Genomic DNA, 17,101 nt, shown 5'->3' with positions numbered 1-17,101 from the left:
CTTCAAAATTGGCCTTGAACTCGGAATATTCGTTTTTGAACGTATGGTAACAATGGGGGGAAGATGCGACAATTTTCTTTACTCCGCTATCGATGAAGGTCTTGATGTTCTCTCTGGCCAGGCGTTTGAACAGGGTCTCGTTGCCGGCCTTTCGCACGCTTTCACCGCAGCACATCTCCTTGGAACCGAGTATCCCGAAATCCACCCCGGCTTTGCTCAAGATCGTAGCGGTAGCCTTTGCCACTTTTTTGAGCCTCGGGTCATAGCTCGGATAGCAGCAGGGGAAATAGAGCACCTCGGTAGTCTCATCGAACTCTTTAACACCCAGCTCCTGTGCCCAGTTTGCCCGTTCATTCGGTTCCTGTCCCCAGGGATTGCCCACGCTTGCAATATTCGTCATGGTGCTGCGAAGACTCGGGATGCTCGCCGGGACTACGCCGTCCGGCACAAGGAGCCTGCGTATCGCCCTCATCACATCGATGATCTTTACGCCGCGGGGGCACCTCGGAGGGCACTTTCCGCAGGTGGCACAAAGCCACACATCTTCCGATTCGAAGGGGACGACGCCATATTTCGCCTGATTGATAATTTTACGCACGGGGAACTGCCGTACATAATTCCAGGGGCAGAGAGTCTCACATTTACCGCATTGATAGCAGAACTTGAAGGCATCTCCACCTGATTCTTTAATGCCGTCTATTACTACTTTAAAGGGATCTAAGGGTAAAGTCTCCATTATCTTTGTAATCCTCTCGAGGTATTAGCCCTTCTGCGACATTCGGGCAACCGTATCTGCTATCTTCTCCAAACCGTATTTGTCTATCATCGACTTGAGCGCCATCTCGGCATCCTCGGGCTTTGCCTCTTCTTCGGCCTCTTCTTCCCGTTCTTCGACCGTTAAGGCTTCGGCAACGCACCATTTGACGCACAGAGGCTGTTCCTCGCCTTCGCACATGTCGCACTTCAAGGGAAGACCGGAATCCGGTTCTTTAAATCGGTCCCGTGACGGACAAACGGCCCTGCAGAAGTCGCATTCCTCGTATTCCTTACCGTCGATGATGTATTTGTCCCTGCCCATGCATTCAGCGGGGCTGTATTCGCCGGCATATACCGGGACATATATGTCCTTTATGGGGTCACGCACCAGACGCACACGAGACCTCGCAGGGTTGTTGCTGCTATATTTGGGGTTGGAGTGAAATGCAGAGCATATCACCTCACAGGCCCGGCAGCCGTTACATTTATCAAGATCAACCTTGATCGTTTTAACCTTTTTCTTTATTTTCTCTGCCATATCATTTACCACCTGTTCGCTTATTTGTTCCCCTGCTGTGCCAGGGCCTTTTCGACCTGAGCGGTCTCGTCCATAGTAACACCCCTCTCCTGGAAATCCTCCGCCACATAATCAAGCCCTAATTCCAGCAAAGTCTCTTTAGTAGGAATTCCGTCGAGCGTCCATCCTTTGAATTTATAGTACGTATCGAGGAGCTTCTGTTCGAGTTCGGGGAACCGTTTCTTCCAGTGGTCTTCGGGCGGCTTTTCGTCGGCCCTTCTTAAGCCTCGTCTCACGTTGATTGCCCGTACGAGATTCCGGTTCCTCCTATATATTTTCTTAAGACCCTCCTCATCCACATCCATACCGGTGGCCGCTGAGATAAATTTCGGATAGTTGTGGATATGGTAGGGAGGCTTGAGCGGGAATGACGACAACCCGGCGCACACCCCGAGAGAATCGTCGATAAAGTGCATCATTTCCTGCCAATCCACAATATCGGTAGCTATTTCGGGGGTCGGATAGTATGGGTTCGAGCGCTCTCCGCGGGGCTCCCAATCGAGAACATACTGTTTGAACTTCTCATCGGGAACCTGGATCCAGTCATTGATAAACTCTTGTCTCTCCTCCATGGTCATAAACGGTGCCTGTGGGAACTGCCCCTCAATCTGGGTAATGTTTGCTTTCTCGCCCGTAGCGTACATGAGAAAGTAGACCGGATTGAGCATGCCGAGCTTTAAGGGCAGTTGCTCGTGCTTCTTGATATTATTATGCGCATATTCTTCCGCGCCGTGCCCGATGGCTTTTGCCGCCCAGTACGTGCCGTTGGCAAGAATGTCCCCGATGCCTTCCCGTCGGGCAATTCTGTCGAGCAGCCAGTAGAATCTGCCTTCGTTGTCGGAGGGACACGCTTCATACGTATCGGTTCCGGCGAAGTCTTTATCGGTCAGAATGCCGGCCTCATAGAGCTCGACGGCAAAGGCCATGGCTTGCGGGGTTGAGAACCCGTCCAGCCCGTACTCGGTAGCGCGCTGGGCAATCCTGAAGGCGAAATCAAGGTCTTCCACGTAAGCCGCCATGGTATAGGTCAGTTTTGAAAAACATTTCATCATGTATGTCGGCATGTTAGGCAACGAGATAATGGCCCCGCACTTCATAGGACAGTTGTAGCAACTGATCAGACGCTTGCGGGCAGTAAGCTGGGTCGATTCCCATTTCTTTTCTATGTCGTCGTTCCAGAAGTCCTTCCTGCGGGTACGGGCATTCCCCCACATGAAGTTCTCCGTGTGCCACTTCTCATCGGTATGTTTCATTTCCTGGGGTGATCCGAGACCCTGCAGAATCGTCATCACGTTGGGGACCGGTCTTTCATTTCTGAATTTTATATATTCGAGGGCCTCGTTACAGAGCTTGACGAATTCCTCCGGCCTTGCAAGGTTGATGTCCTTGGTGCCGCGGACCGCTATGGCCTTTACTCCTTTGCTTCCCATGACGGCTCCGACTCCCAGACGGCTGGCGCTGGAGCGGCCCTGTTCAATAGAGGCCATGTAGACCCTGTTTTCACCGGCAAGCCCGATCGCAGCGACCTGGGCTTCGGGTTGCTTCAACTCTTTCTTGATGAGTTCCTGAGTTTCAACAGCGCCTTTGCCCTGCAAATGGGAGGCGTCGCGTATCTCAACTTTGTCGTTGTTTATCCAGATGTAGACGAGATTCGGGGACTTGCCGCGCAGAATCAGTTTGTCGTAGCCGGCGAATTTGAGCTCCGGCGCAAATACGCCCCCCATCATGGAATACGCCATGAACAGAGTCTGAGGGGAGTAAGTAGCGACAATCGTACGATTGGCGCCGGGGGCCGGTGTGCTACAGAGAAGGCCGGTGCTGAATATCAGGATATTATCGGGAGAAAAAGGATCAACATCGGCGGGGACCCTATCCCATAATATCTTGGCGTTTGTGCCGAGACCTCCAAGATAGAGCTCAGTATCTTTCGGGTCTGTTTCTACCCGTTCAATGCTTCCCCGGGTAAGATCGATTTCCAAATTAAATCCTGTCTCTCCGTACCTCATGTTGTATCCTCTCTACTTTTCAGTGTTGTTGTTGCGCTGGTAAATGGCTTGATGCCTGTTGCCTTGACTGGACTCACATCTATGCGCCAGTCTGCTAAGGCGGAGAAGTCCCATAAGCCGAATCTGCCCTTTCTCAGGGAATGATCTGGTGATCCGAATGGAGCCCTAAAATGATTGAAACCTTGCTTTTTGTCTTTGATTATCTGCAACGCTGATCATCTCCAACGTACAATTAAATTAACAAATTGGAGACTTCCTGTCAAGACATAAAATGAAATAATTCACAAGCTTCACAACGCTCTTTCAAAGTAATTTCACACCATTTATGACAAATACCGACTAATTATTACAAAGGCGCAAATGACAGCAATACCTAAGGAATCATTACATCGATTTTTCCGTCGTGTGTTTAGCGCCCCGCCACGTTCAAATAAGGTCACAGATTCGTATGAAAAGTGGCGCTTTCGTATGACACGGGCTTAACCCCCTGCCTTTCGCGCCTGACCGTACCTGCCCCTGATTGTTGAGGTTCAAGGGGTGGTCCCACCGCATCAGAACATGTACCGCCGCGTGTTGATGTTCAAGAGAATGCCCACACAGGCGAGGGTGGAGACGAGCGAGGACCCGCCGTAGCTGATGAAGGGCAGGGGGATGCCGACCACGGGCGCAAGGTGTATTGCCATGAGCACATTAATGGTAAACTGAAAATATATGATAGAGGCCACGCCGAAAGCCATAAGCGAACCGAGTTCATCGTGGGCATTCATAGCTACCTTGAGACAACGGCGGATAAAGGCGATAAAAAGCCCGAAGAGTACCACGCTTCCGATAAAGCCCCACTCTTCACCGAAGACCGTGAATATGAAGTCAGTGTGGTGTTCCGGGATGAACTGCAGCTTGTGTTGGGTTCCCTGCATGAACCCTTTTCCGAAGAACTTCCCTGAACCCACTGCGATCATTGCCTGCTTGGCGTGGTAACCGAATCCGGCCGGATCAGCGTCAACGTTGATGAAACTCAAAACCCTCATTTTCTGATACGGCTTCATGAGATACCGCCAGGAGAGAAACGGCGAGATGGCGCCCACGGTGAAGAGAACCGCGTAGGTCGATTTCTTGAGTCCGACGAACCAGAGGATTGCAAAACAGGAGAGGAGCATGATGATGCCCGTACCGAGGTCTGGCTGCAGAACAACGAAGGCGACGGGGACAATGGTCCAAAGGAGTGGCTTCACGATGTCCCTCAAGCCGAGCGAGGTATTCTGTCTCTTCTTCTCGTAGAGCATCTGGGCGAGTAAGATGACAAGGATAGGTTTCATGAATTCCGAAGGCTGGAAGCTGATGCCGAAGAAGCTGATCCAGCGCTTGGCCCCGCCGGCTGCCAATCCGATGATGAGAACGAGGATAACGAATAAGATCCCTCCCGCATAGAACCACTTGGCCTGGGATGCTATCACCCGGTAGTCATAATAGGTGATGATGAAAATGAGCGCCACACCTGCGATAAAGGCGACGAGCTGTTTCATGATGTAGATGTAGGAACCGCTGTAGAAAGAGCTTGTTGCGCTCACGAGGTTCATGGTGCCGATCCCGAAAAGCATGAGACCGCATATAATGAGGTACCAATCCAGGTGATAAAGTCTTCGTCTATCGATTCTCATGTACCTTTGCTTCCTTTATCTCGGTCTTTGTCTTAAAGAGGTTCTCCGTTATGGCTTTGGCGATGGGGGCCGACTGGGAGCCACCGTGTCCGCCGAACTCCACGAGCACAGACATGGCAAGAGAAGGATCGTCTGAAGGGGCGTAGGCGATGAACCATGCGTGGTCGCCGAGATGGGCCCCTTTATCCATGGATCCTGCCTGCGCCGTCCCCGTTTTGCCGCTCATGGGCACATTGGCCACCCGCGAACTGTAGGCGGTGCCGCTCGGCTCATTCACAACCCCCCGCATGCCGTCCTTTACGATCCTCAGCGTATCAGGTTTCAGCTTGATGTCTGCGTTAAGGACCGGTGTAAAAGATTTGACCACTTGGCCTGTCGTGGATACGATACGATTGACGATTTGCGGCTTGAAGTTCTTTCCGTCGTTGGCAACGAAGGAGGATAACTGGGCGAGCTGTATGGGAGTCAACCATACCGCGCCCTGGCCGATGGATACGGAGACCGTTTCCCCTTCATACCAGGGCTCGCCGAACCTCTGCTGCTTCCACTGTGTGGACGGGATCACCCCTTTTTGCTCGGCAGGCAGGTCAATGCCGGTTACTTTGCCGAGACCGATAGCGTCAGCCATGTCGTGAATCCTGTCGACACCGAGCTTGAGGCCCACATTGTAGAAGAACACGTCACAGGATTCCACGATGGCCCTGCGTAGCGCAATGCTTCCGTGACCCTTGGGCTGCCAGCATCTGAAGACCCGCTTTCCAAACGGGAACCCTCCACGACAGACGAAGGTAGTGGTTTCGTTGATAACGCCTGCCTCCAGGGCCGCTATCGCCATGAGTACCTTGAAGGTGGAACCGGGCGGATAACCCGCCTGAATTGCCCGGTTCTGTAAGGGATGCGCCTTGTCGGTAACGATAGCCTTCCAGTCTTCCTTGGAAATGCCCGAAGTGAACTGATTGGGATCAAAGCCGGGCCTGCTCGCGAGTACGATCACACCGCCCGTTTTCGGGTCGAGCGCCACCGCAGCACCTCGTTTGTTCTCCAGGGCGTGGTCGGCAACGAGTTGCAGGGCAAGGTCGATGTTCAAATAGAGACTGTTGCCAGCGATGGGTTCGACCACGTCAAGGGTCCTCACTTCCCTTCCCATGGCGTCCACTTCCACGCGTTTTTCCCCGTCTATGCCTCTCAGATACTTTTCGTAGGTCTTTTCCAGGCCATACTTTCCTATATAATCGCCCGGCGAGTAATTCTTATATTCGTTCTTGTTGGTTAATTCTTCATCGCTTATTTCTGAGACATAGCCGATGACATGTGCAAAGGATTTCCCGTACACGTAGTTTCGCTTAGGCTCAATCTGAATGCTCACGCCCGGAATGTAGACCCTGTTCGCCTCGATCTTGGCGACCTCATCCATGGGGATGTCCGATTTTATTTTCACGGGAAATGAAGGAGGCATTCCGCTCGCCGCTTTCAGTTTGTCGATAACATCATCCCGACTCCATCCTATGAGCCCTGCGAGACCGTCGATGGTCTGGCTGAAGTCCTTTATGTCTTCTGGCGTCACATAAATATTGAAAGAAGGACGGGTATCGGCGATGACCTTCCCGGTCCGGTCGTATATGATCCCACGCGGAGCGGCTATCTTCTTTATCCGGATACGATTCTGCTCCGAGAGTTTCCGCATCTCCGATCCTTTCATGATCTGCAGGTCCCAGAGGCGGATCATGAGTACCGTCATGGTGATGACAAGGACAAGGTTACACCACTTATATTTGTTTAAGGGGGTTTCTTCCTTCATTTATTCCCTGTCCAGGTAGGCAGCGTTCAGATATTCGATGAACGTGTAGATAAAAAGCGATACGAGGCCGGTAGAGAGCGCGCTCGGGATCGCATACAGGAGGATATGCAGCGCGTTCGGGGCTTCCCCCCTTGCAAGAAGCGAAAGCATGAGGATAAGAAGGGACTCGAGCACGATGGCCACGCTTGAGACAGCGGCAAAGCTGTACCTGGAATCGATGTAGAGCTTATTTTTCATAAAGGTAGTAATGAGAAAGATCGAGACCAAGACGAACATGATAGAACCTGCGGGGGCTATAGACAGGCTTTCTTCGATGAATCCCACGCAGAGCACAGTCACGAAACCTGGCCCGGCCCCCATGAAAAAGGTCACGTAAATTACAAGCGGTATTGCGAAATCGGGCTTAAAGAGATCGATTGAAAAATGGAACGAGATTGATGCCTGCAGGAGCATGAGAAAGAGACCCGTAATGCTTAAGACAAGGACTTTCATTGTTTCTTCACGATGAGCACTTCATCAAGCTGTTTGAAGTTGTTAAAAGGCATGACATCTATGTCTGAGAAGATGCCAGCTTTGTTCCTGTCGACCGTGATCACAATGCCAACGGGGATCCCTTTTGGATAGATGCTATCCTTGCCGGAGGTACTCAGTTTATCTCCGATTTCAATTTCATCGTTCTTGACCACGTACCTGAGCTTCAACGTGGTTTCGCCGGTGCCCTCGAGAAGTCCCCGTGTATTCTTCCCTTCCACATTGACGTCCACCGAAGAGTTTACGTCGTTAATGACCATGACCTTGGAATGCCACTGGTCGATCTCGACCGCCTGGCCGACGAGACCCTTGGGCGTGATCACGGGCATCTTTTCACGTATGCCGCTACTCCTTCCCTTATCGATGATGATAGAGTGGAACCAGTTCTTCAGATCCTCTCCGCTGACTTTCGCCGCGATCATGGTATTGGGCTTTTTTTCCACAAAGTCGAGGAGCCCCTTGAGGCTTCTGTTTTCTCTTTCAAGCTCGGGGATTTTCTGGTTTTCCATAAGGAGCGTATCGACCCGGTTTTTGAGGCGGTCGTTTTCCTCTTTGGTGTGGATGAGGTTCACATACCGGTCGAACCCGTTGCCTATCCAGCCGGTCGGCTTGCCTACGATCTTCAAAGCGGGCCCGATGGCGAGTCCCAGGCCCTGTTTGACCCCCGTGAAGGTTTTGACTACGAGCGGCGTGTTGGTAAACGAAAGGAACGATACGGCAAGCACGAAGATGGCAAGTATAATAGCTATAGAGTTCTTCAATGCACTGTTTTTCTAAAAGTATGTTGCAATTTCTTTGAGCAGGCCCACCTCGTCCAGGGCCTTACCCGCCCCCTCAACCACTGCCGTCAAAGGATTTTCAGCGATAATGACGGGCAATCGGGTGACTTCTTTTATCAGCAGGTCGAGGTTTTTCAGCATTGCGCCTCCTCCGCTGATTACGATGCCTTTATCCACGATATCGGAGGCGAGCTCAGGCGGGGTCCGCTCCAGGGCGATCCTTACTGCTTCAACAATTGCATTGACCGGTTCGGTTATGGCTTCTCTCATCTCTTTTGATGAAATCTCCAGAGTTTTCGGGATGCCGCCCACAAGGTCCCGGCCTTTGATCTCCATGGTAATTTCCTCTTCGTTGGGGTTCGGATAGGCGCTTCCGATATTGATCTTGATCATTTCCGCAGTACGTTCACCGATGAGGAGATTGTATTTTCTTTTCACGTACTGAATGATCGCCTCATCGATCTTGTCTCCGGCAACCCTCACGGAGTTACAGTAGACGATACCTGCGAGGCTTATGACGGCCACCTCGGTCGTGCCTCCGCCGATATCGACGATCATATTGCCGCTCGGTTCGGTAATCGGCAGGCCCACGCCGATGGCTGCCGCCATGGGTTCCTCGATGAGATAGACTTCCCTCGCGCCCGCCGATTCGGCAGACTCTTTCACGGCCCGTTTCTCAACCGGCGTAATACCGGAGGGGACGGATATGACGATCCGCGGTCGAGCATATGATTTCTTGTTGTGTATCTTCTGGATGAAATATTTGAGCATGGCTTCGGTAATTTCAAAATCGGCGATGACGCCGTCCTTTAAGGGACGTATGGCCACGATATTCCCGGGGGTCTTGCCGAGCATCTTTTTGGCTTCCTCCCCGACGGCGATGACCTTCTTCGTGCCCCGCGTGTCCTTGTGCACTGCAACCACAGACGGTTCATTCGAGACGATTCCTCTTCCCTTCACGTAAACAAGCGTGTTTGCCGTACCCAGATCTATTGCTAAATCTTTCGATATGAAACCAAAGAACGATTCGAACATTATTTGTACCTTCTTTAATGATAAAGATGTTGAAAAAACAGTCTTAATATACTATTTTAAAAGATCAAAATCAATAAACAATAAATACCGGGAGAACCGATGCTAAAATTCATGAGAAAACATGCTACGAGCTGGATGATCAAAGTATTCTTCGGGATGATCATCGTCAGTTTTATCGGACTGTATGGATACGGCAGATTAACCGATAGAGAAAACGTAAAGGCAAAGGTTGGCCCATACAAAGTGAGCGGTAACGAATATCAGGAGGCCTACACCAAACAACTCGACTTTTACCGGATGCTCTTGAGGGACAAACTCGACGAAAAGACGCTCAAGGACTTGAATCTCGAGAAAAAGGTCATGGACGGCCTCATCGATAAATACGTTCTGCTTGTCAAGGCCGATGAAATGGGAATAACGGTGAGCGACGAAGAATTTACCGAATACTTAAAGAGCGTGCCTGCGTTTCAAAGGGACGGGGCTTTCAACCGGGAGCAGTACCTCGCGGTCCTCGCAAGCCAGAATATCGATCCTGATAAATTCGAGAAAGACTGGAAGAGAGACAGGGTGGCACAGAAGGTGGCCGCCGTGATTCAGGACACGGGCACATTCGCGAGCGAATCGGACGTATGGGCCGGCTATGTAAAGGACAAGGGAAAAATAAACCTGGCCTACGCCGAATTCGATCCGGCTGTCTTCAAAGACAAAGTGAACGTGACCGACAAAGAGCTCCAAGACCTCTATGAAAAGGAAAAAGGAGCCTATAGAGCGGAGAATACGTATCGGCTCAAGGAACTTGTGGTCGATACGACAGGACAGCTCAAAGATGACGCGATCTACATGGACCTTCTGAAAGTCAAAGACATGGATGCATATGCGCGGGACAAAGGGCTCTCAGTCACCGACTTAGGGAACGTGAAAGAGGGTGAGCTCGTAAAGAGGTTCAAGACACTCAAGATTGAGGAATGGCTTAAAGGATTGAGAAAGGGCGATATCTCGCTTCCTGTGCGGGAAGGCGGCAAGTCCTACATCTTTCAGCTTGTCGACGTCGAAGAGGGCAAGCCGTTCGACAAGAATTCCGTGATTGCAAAAATCAAGGAAAGAGTCGTCAAGGAAAAATCGGGGGATATGGCAAAGCTTGCCGCTGAGGACGCGGTAAAGAGCAAGACCCTTGCGGGCAGGCATGAGACCGGGTTCATCGCCAGAGGCTCTCAGAGTATTCCCGGGATAGGAGAAATACCGCAGGAATTTAGATCCGGTATCTTCTCGCTCTCCCCTTCAAATACGGTCTACGACAAGCCTCTCGAAATATCGGGCAAATACTATGTCTTTTCGTACAAGGACGAAAAGACACCCGATAAAGCCGAGTGGGATCGCGATAGACAGAGCTACACCAAATATTTTGCAGCAACAAATCAGAGCGATTTCTTCAAGTCCTTCCTTGCTGAGATGAGGGCGAAGGTGAAGATAACCTACGAAGCGAAAGAGCAATGATCGCACTCACCATAGCGCTTTCAAACAATACAGGGTTTGTGCCAGGGTTCCGAGCGGGCCGTGCGTTTTTCGGTCGGACGCAACCCCTGTAAGTATTCATTATGCTCATTCTCGGTATTGACACCTCCTGCGACGACACCTCGCTGGCAATCCTTGATCACGAAAGACGCATAAGGGCCGACATCGTATCAAGTCAGGTTGATGTCCACGCCGCGTTCGGAGGGGTTGTGCCCGAGATAGCCTCGCGTAAGCATGTGGAACGTATCGATTCCCTCTTCGATACGGTGCTTAGAGAGGCGGAAGTTAGCCCTGACGCCCTTGATCTCATCGCCGTGACCAACGGCCCGGGGCTTATCGGATCGGTGCTCATCGGGCTTTCTTTTGCCAAAGGGCTCTCGCTTGCCCTTCACAAGCCGCTCATCGGCGTCAACCACGTCGAAGCCCATGCCATGAGTGTGTTTCTCGAAAGAAAGATCGAGTTTCCCTTCATCGCACTTGTTGTATCGGGCGGGCATACGGTCATCCTCCTCGTGGAGGAGGCGTGCAGCTTCAAGGTGCTCGGTACCACGCGAGATGATGCGGCCGGGGAAGCGTTCGATAAAATAGCCAAGTATCTGGGGCTCGGCTATCCCGGTGGCAAGATCATAGAGACATATGCCCGACAGGGTCGAGCGGATTACGTCTCATTTCCGAGACCCATGATTGATGATGATACCTACGATTTCAGTTTCAGCGGACTCAAGACGGCCTTTATTACTTACACGAAAAAGAACAGTGTGGACCAGTCCAATCTGGCCCATGTGCTGGCGTCATTCCAGCAGGCGGCCTTTGACGTGCTTGCTCACAAGACTTTGAAAGCGGCTTCCGATAACGGCGTAAAACGGATCGTGGTCGGCGGCGGTGTTGCGGCGAACGGTGCCTTACGGGAAATATTCGCCCGGATGGGCGTGAAAGGCGGCATCGAGACGTTCTTTTCCTCTCCCCGGTTTTGCACGGACAACGGCGCTATGATAGCGAGCCTCGGTTACTCCTATTTTCAAAAAGGGATCATCTCTTCCCTTGATATCAAAGGATACTCGAGGATGAGCTTACGAAAACCTTCATGCTGAAGAAAAGCCTCTCGCAAAATCTGATTAAAGACAAGAAGATACTCGAAAAAATGGTGCGCCTGGCGGACATTGCAGAAGATGACGTGGTGGTCGAAATCGGTGCGGGTCAGGGTGATTTCACCAGGGCCATATGCGAAAAGGCGGGCAAAGTCTTTGCCGTAGAGCTTGATACCTCCTTTAAGGATCATCTCGAATCATTAAAGCGGGACCAACCAAACTTACGCGTTATCTTCGCCGATGTGCTCCGCGTAGAACTTGCCCGGTTTGCCGAGGGCAGGAAGATAAAGGTTCTGGGAAATATCCCATACGGCATTACTGGTCCCATCCTCTTCAAACTCATAGAGGAGCGGGCCTCAATTCATAGTGCATATCTCACCACACAGAAAGAAATCGGTCAGAGAGTGGTGAGTCTGTCCCATTCACGCTCCTACGGAGCTCTGTCGGTCGTCTGCCGGCTCGTGGCGGACGTAAAGGTGCTCCTCACCTTGAAGGCAGGCCTCTTTATTCCCCCTCCCAAAGTGGAGAGCACATATTTCTCCATGATCTTTAAGGATAAGACGGGGCACATCGACCGCGCTTTCATGAGCTTCGTGAGACGGTGTTTTGAGAACAAACGCAAGTATCTCAGGCATGCCCTTCTCAAGCATTATGACGAAGACCGCGTCGCTGCGCTCTATAAGGCGCTTTCTTTTTCTCCCTCGATTCGCGCTGAAGAGATAGAGCCGGAGACCTTCGTTGACATGTACGAGAGGCTCCACAGATAGAACATTTGAAATTTGAAATTTCAGACTAAAAGGGCCACGGAGAAAGTATTTGTAAAACTCTTCGTAACAATTTAAAATTGTTTTCAAGCCTCATGTTAAAGACCTATTTGAGAAATATCGCGGAAACCGCCGGCATGGGTGATGCGCGGGAAGAGAGCTACTATTCCGCCCTCTCAGAGAAGTGGCTCAAAGACAGGAGGGGGAGGCAGCTTACCCTCGGATATCAGGCACTACTGCCGGGTGGTGAGGGCAATTGCAGGGACACTCGTAGTGCAGGAAAAGATCGACGGGCTCTATCCGGGAATAGAAGAACAATTTGAAATTTAAGATTTCAAATGAAAGAACCGCGTGACGCGAAAATATTTAAGATTGGGATTGGGAAATGAGGAGAATCAAGGGGACGAGAGAATTCGAAATTTGAAATTTCAAATCTGGAATTCCGACCACGGGGAGGACAAAGGGAGGCCTATTGACGTACGAAAGGTTCGAAGATTTGCCGGTGTGGCAGGCTGCGGTTGATCTCGCGGAAAAGGTCTATGAACTGACGGAGAGGGAGCAGTTCAAGAAACGATACAGCTTGCGCGATCAAATAGAGCGAGCGGCGGCCTCTGTGTCGAACAACATCGCCGAAGGTTTTGAGCGCGGCACGACCCAGGAGCTTCTGATGTTTCTGTATATCGCCCGTGGTTCGGCAGGAGAGACGCGATCCATGCTCTGCCTCCTTGAAAGGCTTGCAGCCTTTCAAAATGTGAGATTAGAAATTTCAAATTTGAAACTATCTGCCGAGGGAATTTCTCGCCAGATAAGAGCGTGGGCCGATTCCCTGCAAAATAGCGAAGTCAAGGGCCAGCGTTATCTAAATGAGAAAGGCCGCAGATTATTGCGAGAGAAGAAAGAGGATGAAGAGTTCAAGATGGAACTTAAGCGCATTATAGACCACAAACATAAATAGCGTACAACTGTAGAAACATGAAAAAAGCGGAAAAAGCGACGATTGGATTTACCACAACCATACCGGTAGAGCTTGTATTCGCGGCGGGACACCGGCCCTTAGATCTTAACAATATCTTTATCACCGACGAAAATCCCGGACGTTTCATCGATCGGGCAGAGGCAGATGGTTTTCCTAAAAGCATGTGCAACTGGGTGAAGGGCATATATGGCGTGGTCATGGAGCGTCGCATCGACGCCGTGATTACCGTGATGGAAGGCGATTGCAGCAACACCCAGGCCTTAGCCGAGATATTGCGGTACCGGGGGATTCGTACCATACCCTTCTCATTTCCCTACGACAGGGATCGAGAGGTGCTTGCCCGCGAGATCGATAAGCTGGCGAATGAGCTTGCAGTCGATCCCGGCAAGCTTCCCGGAGTGGAAAATGGGATGAGGTTAGTCCGTAAGAGTCTTGTCGCGATCGATGAGATGACCTGGAGAGAAGGCCGTGTGACCGGCGGCGAGAACCACCTCTGGCTCGTCAGGGCCTCCGATATGCTCGGCGACTACGAGCGATATCAGGACATGGCAGAGGCCTTCATGGCTAAAATCCATGGAAGGAAAAAGTTAAGCGGCGTACGTATCGGATACATGGGGGTACCGCCCATACTCACCGATCTCTATGAATTCATCGAGACCGTGGGAGGGCAGGTGGTCTATAACGAGACGCAGAGACAATTTTCATTGCCGTACGAATCGACCGACATTGTTAAGAGGTATCTCGACTATACGTACCCTTATGGAGTCTTTGCAAGACTCGATGATGTTCGTAAGGAGATAGCGCGGCGCAACATCAAAGGCATGATCCACTATGTTCAGGCCTTTTGCTACAGGGCCATAGAAGATGTTATACTGAGAGATGTCCTCGACGTCCCGATCATAACGATCGAGGGCGATTTGCCGAGAAAACTTGATGCGCGGACAAAACTGCGGATCGAAGCCTTCATTGAGATGCTTAGCGGACCATGAAGAGGATTTCGAATTTCAGGTGGCAAGCGAGGCAGAAGAAGAAGATCGATTCCGGGTGGGGATCATGTCGAGAGCGAAAATGGAGCAGGCAAGACGATTCATTATCAATCGCGACGGCATAGGGTTTTTTAAGGCCATACTGGAGTCCTACGAAGACCTGGGCATCTTTTCCGTAATCGACGGAAAGGACGGTCTGATAGAGTTGATCTATTCTTCTGACTTTGAAGATGATATACAGGGGATTGTGAACGATATGCTTAACTGTGGCATTGAACTCAGAGAGGTTGCCCGTGTTCGATGAAAAGAGGGTGCTCAAGGCCTTAATGTCAGGCCACGGCATATACAGCGATGTATTTATTGAGGAGAGGACATACTCTCATATCGAGCTCGAATCGGGCAGAATTGAGAAGCTCGAGAAGGGTCAAGACAAGGGCGTAGGCTTAAGGGTTATAAGCCCCTGGAAAACATTCTATGCCTCCACGAACTCCTTTCAGGAGGACCATCTTGTTGATATGGCACGTGAGCTCGCCCGCTTTTCGGGGGAAAAGACCGTAATAAAGAGATACCCCGAGAACGAGGCCGTTGCCAGATACAGCTTCCCCATGTCCATCGATCCCGAGAAAGTAGATTTGGAAAAGAAGCTCGTTCTGGTGAAGAGTCTTGAGGCCATGATCCGGAAAATGGAACGAAGGATCAAACAGGTGCGGGTCGTCTATCGGGACACGCGTCAAAAGGTCCGTATCTGCAATACCGAATCAGGGCTCACCCGGGACAATAGGACCCAGATCGTGCTCAGCGTTTTTCTTGTGGGGGAAGAGAACGGTGAGATGCAAACCTCCTATGAGGCGGTAGGCGGATTTTACGGGTTTGAATTTTTCACGGGCAAACTCATCGAGGAGCTCGCGGCGAAAACAGTAAAGAGACTTTCGAGCCTCTTGTCTGCCCGCGAAGCCCCCATGGGGATGAAGACCGTTGTGCTCGCCTCCGAGGCGGGAGGAACCATGATCCACGAGGCGATCGGCCATGGGCTCGAAGCTGACCTCGCCATGGAAGGGCTTTCCTGCTACAAGCGAATGCTCGGAAAGAAGATCGCTTCACCTTTAATCAACGTGGTCGATGATGCCACGCTTGCTTCTATGCGGGGCACCTATGCTTACGACGATGAGGGTACGCCTGCTCAACGGACCCTGCTCGTGGAAAAGGGTGTGCTCAAAAATTACCTTATGGACCAGTTCCACGCGATGAAGTACATGAAGGCATCCACCGGCAACGGCCGGAGAGAATCCTTCAGGTTCAAGCCCATCCCTCGGATGAGCAACACGATGATACTCTCTGGAAATGATGACCCCGCTAAAATCGTTGCCTCTGTGGACGACGGCGTGCTTGTCGTGAAAATGGGTGGCGGTCAGGTCGATACCGTGAGAGGAGATTTCGTATTCGAGATTTCCGAGGGCTATCTTATCGAGAAAGGCGCTGTGGGCCCGATGATCAAGAACGCAACCATGATGGGCAATGGCCTCAAGGTGCTTCAGGAGATAGATATGGTCGGGAACGATCTGGGTTTCGGCATAGGGACATGCGGCAAGGAAGGACAGGGCGTACCTGTGGCTGACGCGCAACCCACACTGCGTATACCGCAGATTGTCGTGGGCGGGAGGGAACAGTAAATGGATAAATCAAAAGATATGCTTCTGGATGGTGAATTCTATCGGATGATTCTCGACAACATCTATGACGGGGTTTACTTTGTTCAACCGGACCGGACAATCATCTACTGGAATGAGTCGGCAGAGCGTCTGACCGGCTTTACCAGGGAAGAATTAATCGGCAAGCATTGCTGGGAAGATGTTCTCATGCATGTGAACGACCAGGGGGTTAATCTTTGTATGGATCGTTGTCCCTGTGAAAAGGCCATGACAGAGGGTGTAATGGTCGAGGGCGAAGCGTATCTGCACCATAAGGAAGGTCATCGGGTTCCGGTTATGATCCGGGTGAGTCCCATACGTGACGAAAGCGGCTCAATTATCGGCGCCGTCCAGATATTCAGCGACAATTCCCCTAAGGCGGAGCTCGTCGAGCGCGTGAAGGAGCTGGAGAGACTCGCCTTACTCGATCCCCTGACGAGGATCGGCAACAGAAGATACGGCAACTTAAGCCTTGCTGCTAAGCTCAACGAATGGCAGAGATACGGCTGGTCTTTCGGTGTTCTCTTTATGGACATCGACCGTTTCAAGGAAATGAATGATCTCTATGGAAACCACTTCGGTGACAGGGTGCTTAAGATCGTGGCCACAACCATGGTGAACGTGATACGCTCCTCGGACTACGTGAGCCGGTGGGGCGGGGAGGAATTTGTGGCCTTCATTCCGAATGCGGACAGGGAACAACTTCTGAATGTTGCGAATAAAGTCCGCTTTCTCGTGGAGAAATCGAATATCTTCTTGCCGGAAAAAAACATAGGGGTAACGATCTCGGTGGGTGCAACGCTTGCACGAAAGGATGATACGGAAGAGACCCTGACGAAGCGCGCGGAGGATCTCATGCACAAGAGCAAGGCGGAAGGGCGTAACCGCGTTTCCATGGATATCGACGGCGCGTGACCGCCGGATAAGGGGGCGAGCATCAAGCCGGA

The 17,101-nt window shown here is 51.3% G+C and carries 17 protein-coding genes; 9 read left to right on the top strand and 8 right to left on the bottom strand.

Annotated features, from left to right (window positions below):
• From VMT62_03575 to VMT62_03540, 8 genes are all read right to left on the bottom strand, one after another.
• Nucleotides 1-736: (Fe-S)-binding protein (locus tag VMT62_03575; GenBank protein HVN95485.1), on the bottom strand; the 736-nt coding region annotated here is incomplete at its 3' end.
• A 24-nt stretch (nt 737-760) separates the two neighbouring features.
• Nucleotides 761-1,294, bottom strand: a complete 534-nt coding sequence (locus VMT62_03570; protein HVN95484.1) for a hypothetical protein — start codon at nt 1,292-1,294, stop codon at nt 761-763.
• 20 nt (nt 1,295-1,314) lie between these two features.
• On the bottom strand, nt 1,315-3,339 hold the full coding sequence (locus tag VMT62_03565; protein HVN95483.1) for an aldehyde ferredoxin oxidoreductase N-terminal domain-containing protein: 2,025 nt from the start codon (nt 3,337-3,339) through the stop codon (nt 1,315-1,317).
• A 551-nt stretch (nt 3,340-3,890) separates the two neighbouring features.
• A complete protein-coding gene (gene rodA / locus VMT62_03560) occupies nt 3,891-4,997 on the bottom strand; it encodes a rod shape-determining protein RodA (GenBank protein HVN95482.1) in 1,107 nt (368 codons plus the stop codon).
• The gene (gene mrdA / locus VMT62_03555) at nt 4,984-6,795 is read right to left on the bottom strand and encodes a penicillin-binding protein 2 (GenBank protein HVN95481.1); all 1,812 of its coding nucleotides are present in this window, start codon (nt 6,793-6,795) and stop codon (nt 4,984-4,986) included. Before mrdA ends, rodA begins: the two co-directional genes overlap by 14 nt.
• Nucleotides 6,796-7,287: a hypothetical protein gene (locus tag VMT62_03550; GenBank protein ID HVN95480.1), complete on the bottom strand. Its 492-nt coding sequence runs from the start codon at nt 7,285-7,287 to the stop codon at nt 6,796-6,798. It lies immediately after the preceding gene.
• Complete coding sequence (mreC, locus tag VMT62_03545) at nt 7,284-8,087, bottom strand: rod shape-determining protein MreC (protein ID HVN95479.1); 804 nt, start codon at nt 8,085-8,087, stop codon at nt 7,284-7,286. The genes VMT62_03550 and mreC overlap by 4 nt, the downstream gene beginning before the upstream one ends.
• A gap of 12 nt (nt 8,088-8,099) precedes the next feature.
• A complete protein-coding gene (locus tag VMT62_03540; GenBank protein HVN95478.1) occupies nt 8,100-9,140 on the bottom strand; it encodes a rod shape-determining protein in 1,041 nt (346 codons plus the stop codon).
• Between the two features lie 99 nt (nt 9,141-9,239).
• Between VMT62_03540 and VMT62_03535 the strand changes: the two genes are divergently transcribed.
• The 9 genes from VMT62_03535 (at nt 9,240) to VMT62_03495 (ending at nt 17,069) form a co-directional block, all read left to right on the top strand.
• On the top strand, nt 9,240-10,634 hold the full coding sequence (locus VMT62_03535) for a SurA N-terminal domain-containing protein (protein ID HVN95477.1): 1,395 nt from the start codon (nt 9,240-9,242) through the stop codon (nt 10,632-10,634).
• A 101-nt stretch (nt 10,635-10,735) separates the two neighbouring features.
• Nucleotides 10,736-11,743 carry a tRNA (adenosine(37)-N6)-threonylcarbamoyltransferase complex transferase subunit TsaD gene (gene tsaD, locus VMT62_03530; GenBank protein ID HVN95476.1) on the top strand — a complete coding sequence of 336 codons (1,008 nt, stop codon included), beginning with the start codon at nt 10,736-10,738 and terminating at the stop codon, nt 11,741-11,743.
• Nucleotides 11,737-12,507, top strand: coding sequence for a 16S rRNA (adenine(1518)-N(6)/adenine(1519)-N(6))-dimethyltransferase RsmA (gene rsmA / locus VMT62_03525; protein HVN95475.1), 771 nt, complete (start codon nt 11,737-11,739; stop codon nt 12,505-12,507). The genes tsaD and rsmA overlap by 7 nt, the downstream gene beginning before the upstream one ends.
• A 141-nt stretch (nt 12,508-12,648) precedes the next feature.
• Entirely contained in the window at nt 12,649-12,834 is a 186-nt protein-coding gene (locus VMT62_03520) for a hypothetical protein (protein ID HVN95474.1), read from the top strand.
• Nucleotides 12,835-12,976: 142 nt separating this feature from the next.
• Nucleotides 12,977-13,459 carry a four helix bundle protein gene (locus VMT62_03515; GenBank protein ID HVN95473.1) on the top strand — a complete coding sequence of 161 codons (483 nt, stop codon included), beginning with the start codon at nt 12,977-12,979 and terminating at the stop codon, nt 13,457-13,459.
• Between the two features lie 17 nt (nt 13,460-13,476).
• On the top strand, nt 13,477-14,469 hold the full coding sequence (locus VMT62_03510; GenBank protein ID HVN95472.1) for a 2-hydroxyacyl-CoA dehydratase: 993 nt from the start codon (nt 13,477-13,479) through the stop codon (nt 14,467-14,469).
• Nucleotides 14,470-14,533: 64 nt separating this feature from the next.
• A complete protein-coding gene (locus VMT62_03505) occupies nt 14,534-14,770 on the top strand; it encodes a DUF4911 domain-containing protein (GenBank protein ID HVN95471.1) in 237 nt (78 codons plus the stop codon).
• Nucleotides 14,760-16,136: a TldD/PmbA family protein gene (locus VMT62_03500; GenBank protein ID HVN95470.1), complete on the top strand. Its 1,377-nt coding sequence runs from the start codon at nt 14,760-14,762 to the stop codon at nt 16,134-16,136. Before VMT62_03505 ends, VMT62_03500 begins: the two co-directional genes overlap by 11 nt.
• Nucleotides 16,137-17,069, top strand: a complete 933-nt coding sequence (locus VMT62_03495) for a diguanylate cyclase (GenBank protein ID HVN95469.1) — start codon at nt 16,137-16,139, stop codon at nt 17,067-17,069. It begins immediately after the preceding gene.
• The last annotated feature ends 32 nt before the right edge of the window (nt 17,070-17,101 follow it).

It is taken from the genome of Syntrophorhabdaceae bacterium (assembly GCA_035541755.1).
Taxonomy (GTDB): Bacteria; Desulfobacterota; Syntrophorhabdia; order Syntrophorhabdales; family Syntrophorhabdaceae; genus PNOF01.
The sequence above is the reverse complement of the archived record's forward strand: the minus strand, read 5'-3'. Positions and strand labels throughout refer to the sequence as shown.

What these genes read in the sequence shown, in the direction of transcription:
- VMT62_03565 (HVN95483.1), bottom strand. Translation starts at nt 3,339, where the DNA reads ATGAGGTACGGAGAGACAGGATTTAATTTGGAAATCGATCTTACCCGG.
- mrdA (HVN95481.1), bottom strand. Translation starts at nt 6,795, where the DNA reads ATGAAGGAAGAAACCCCCTTAAACAAATATAAGTGGTGTAACCTTGTC.
- VMT62_03510 (HVN95472.1), top strand. Translation starts at nt 13,477, where the DNA reads ATGAAAAAAGCGGAAAAAGCGACGATTGGATTTACCACAACCATACCG.
- VMT62_03505 (HVN95471.1), top strand. Translation starts at nt 14,534, where the DNA reads ATGTCGAGAGCGAAAATGGAGCAGGCAAGACGATTCATTATCAATCGC.
- VMT62_03535 (HVN95477.1), top strand. Translation starts at nt 9,240, where the DNA reads ATGCTAAAATTCATGAGAAAACATGCTACGAGCTGGATGATCAAAGTA.
- VMT62_03495 (HVN95469.1), top strand. Translation starts at nt 16,137, where the DNA reads ATGGATAAATCAAAAGATATGCTTCTGGATGGTGAATTCTATCGGATG.
- VMT62_03550 (HVN95480.1), bottom strand. Translation starts at nt 7,287, where the DNA reads ATGAAAGTCCTTGTCTTAAGCATTACGGGTCTCTTTCTCATGCTCCTG.
- VMT62_03520 (HVN95474.1), top strand. Translation starts at nt 12,649, where the DNA reads ATGCGCGGGAAGAGAGCTACTATTCCGCCCTCTCAGAGAAGTGGCTCA.
- rsmA (HVN95475.1), top strand. Translation starts at nt 11,737, where the DNA reads ATGCTGAAGAAAAGCCTCTCGCAAAATCTGATTAAAGACAAGAAGATA.
- tsaD (HVN95476.1), top strand. Translation starts at nt 10,736, where the DNA reads ATGCTCATTCTCGGTATTGACACCTCCTGCGACGACACCTCGCTGGCA.
- VMT62_03540 (HVN95478.1), bottom strand. Translation starts at nt 9,140, where the DNA reads ATGTTCGAATCGTTCTTTGGTTTCATATCGAAAGATTTAGCAATAGAT.
- VMT62_03570 (HVN95484.1), bottom strand. Translation starts at nt 1,294, where the DNA reads ATGGCAGAGAAAATAAAGAAAAAGGTTAAAACGATCAAGGTTGATCTT.
- rodA (HVN95482.1), bottom strand. Translation starts at nt 4,997, where the DNA reads ATGAGAATCGATAGACGAAGACTTTATCACCTGGATTGGTACCTCATT.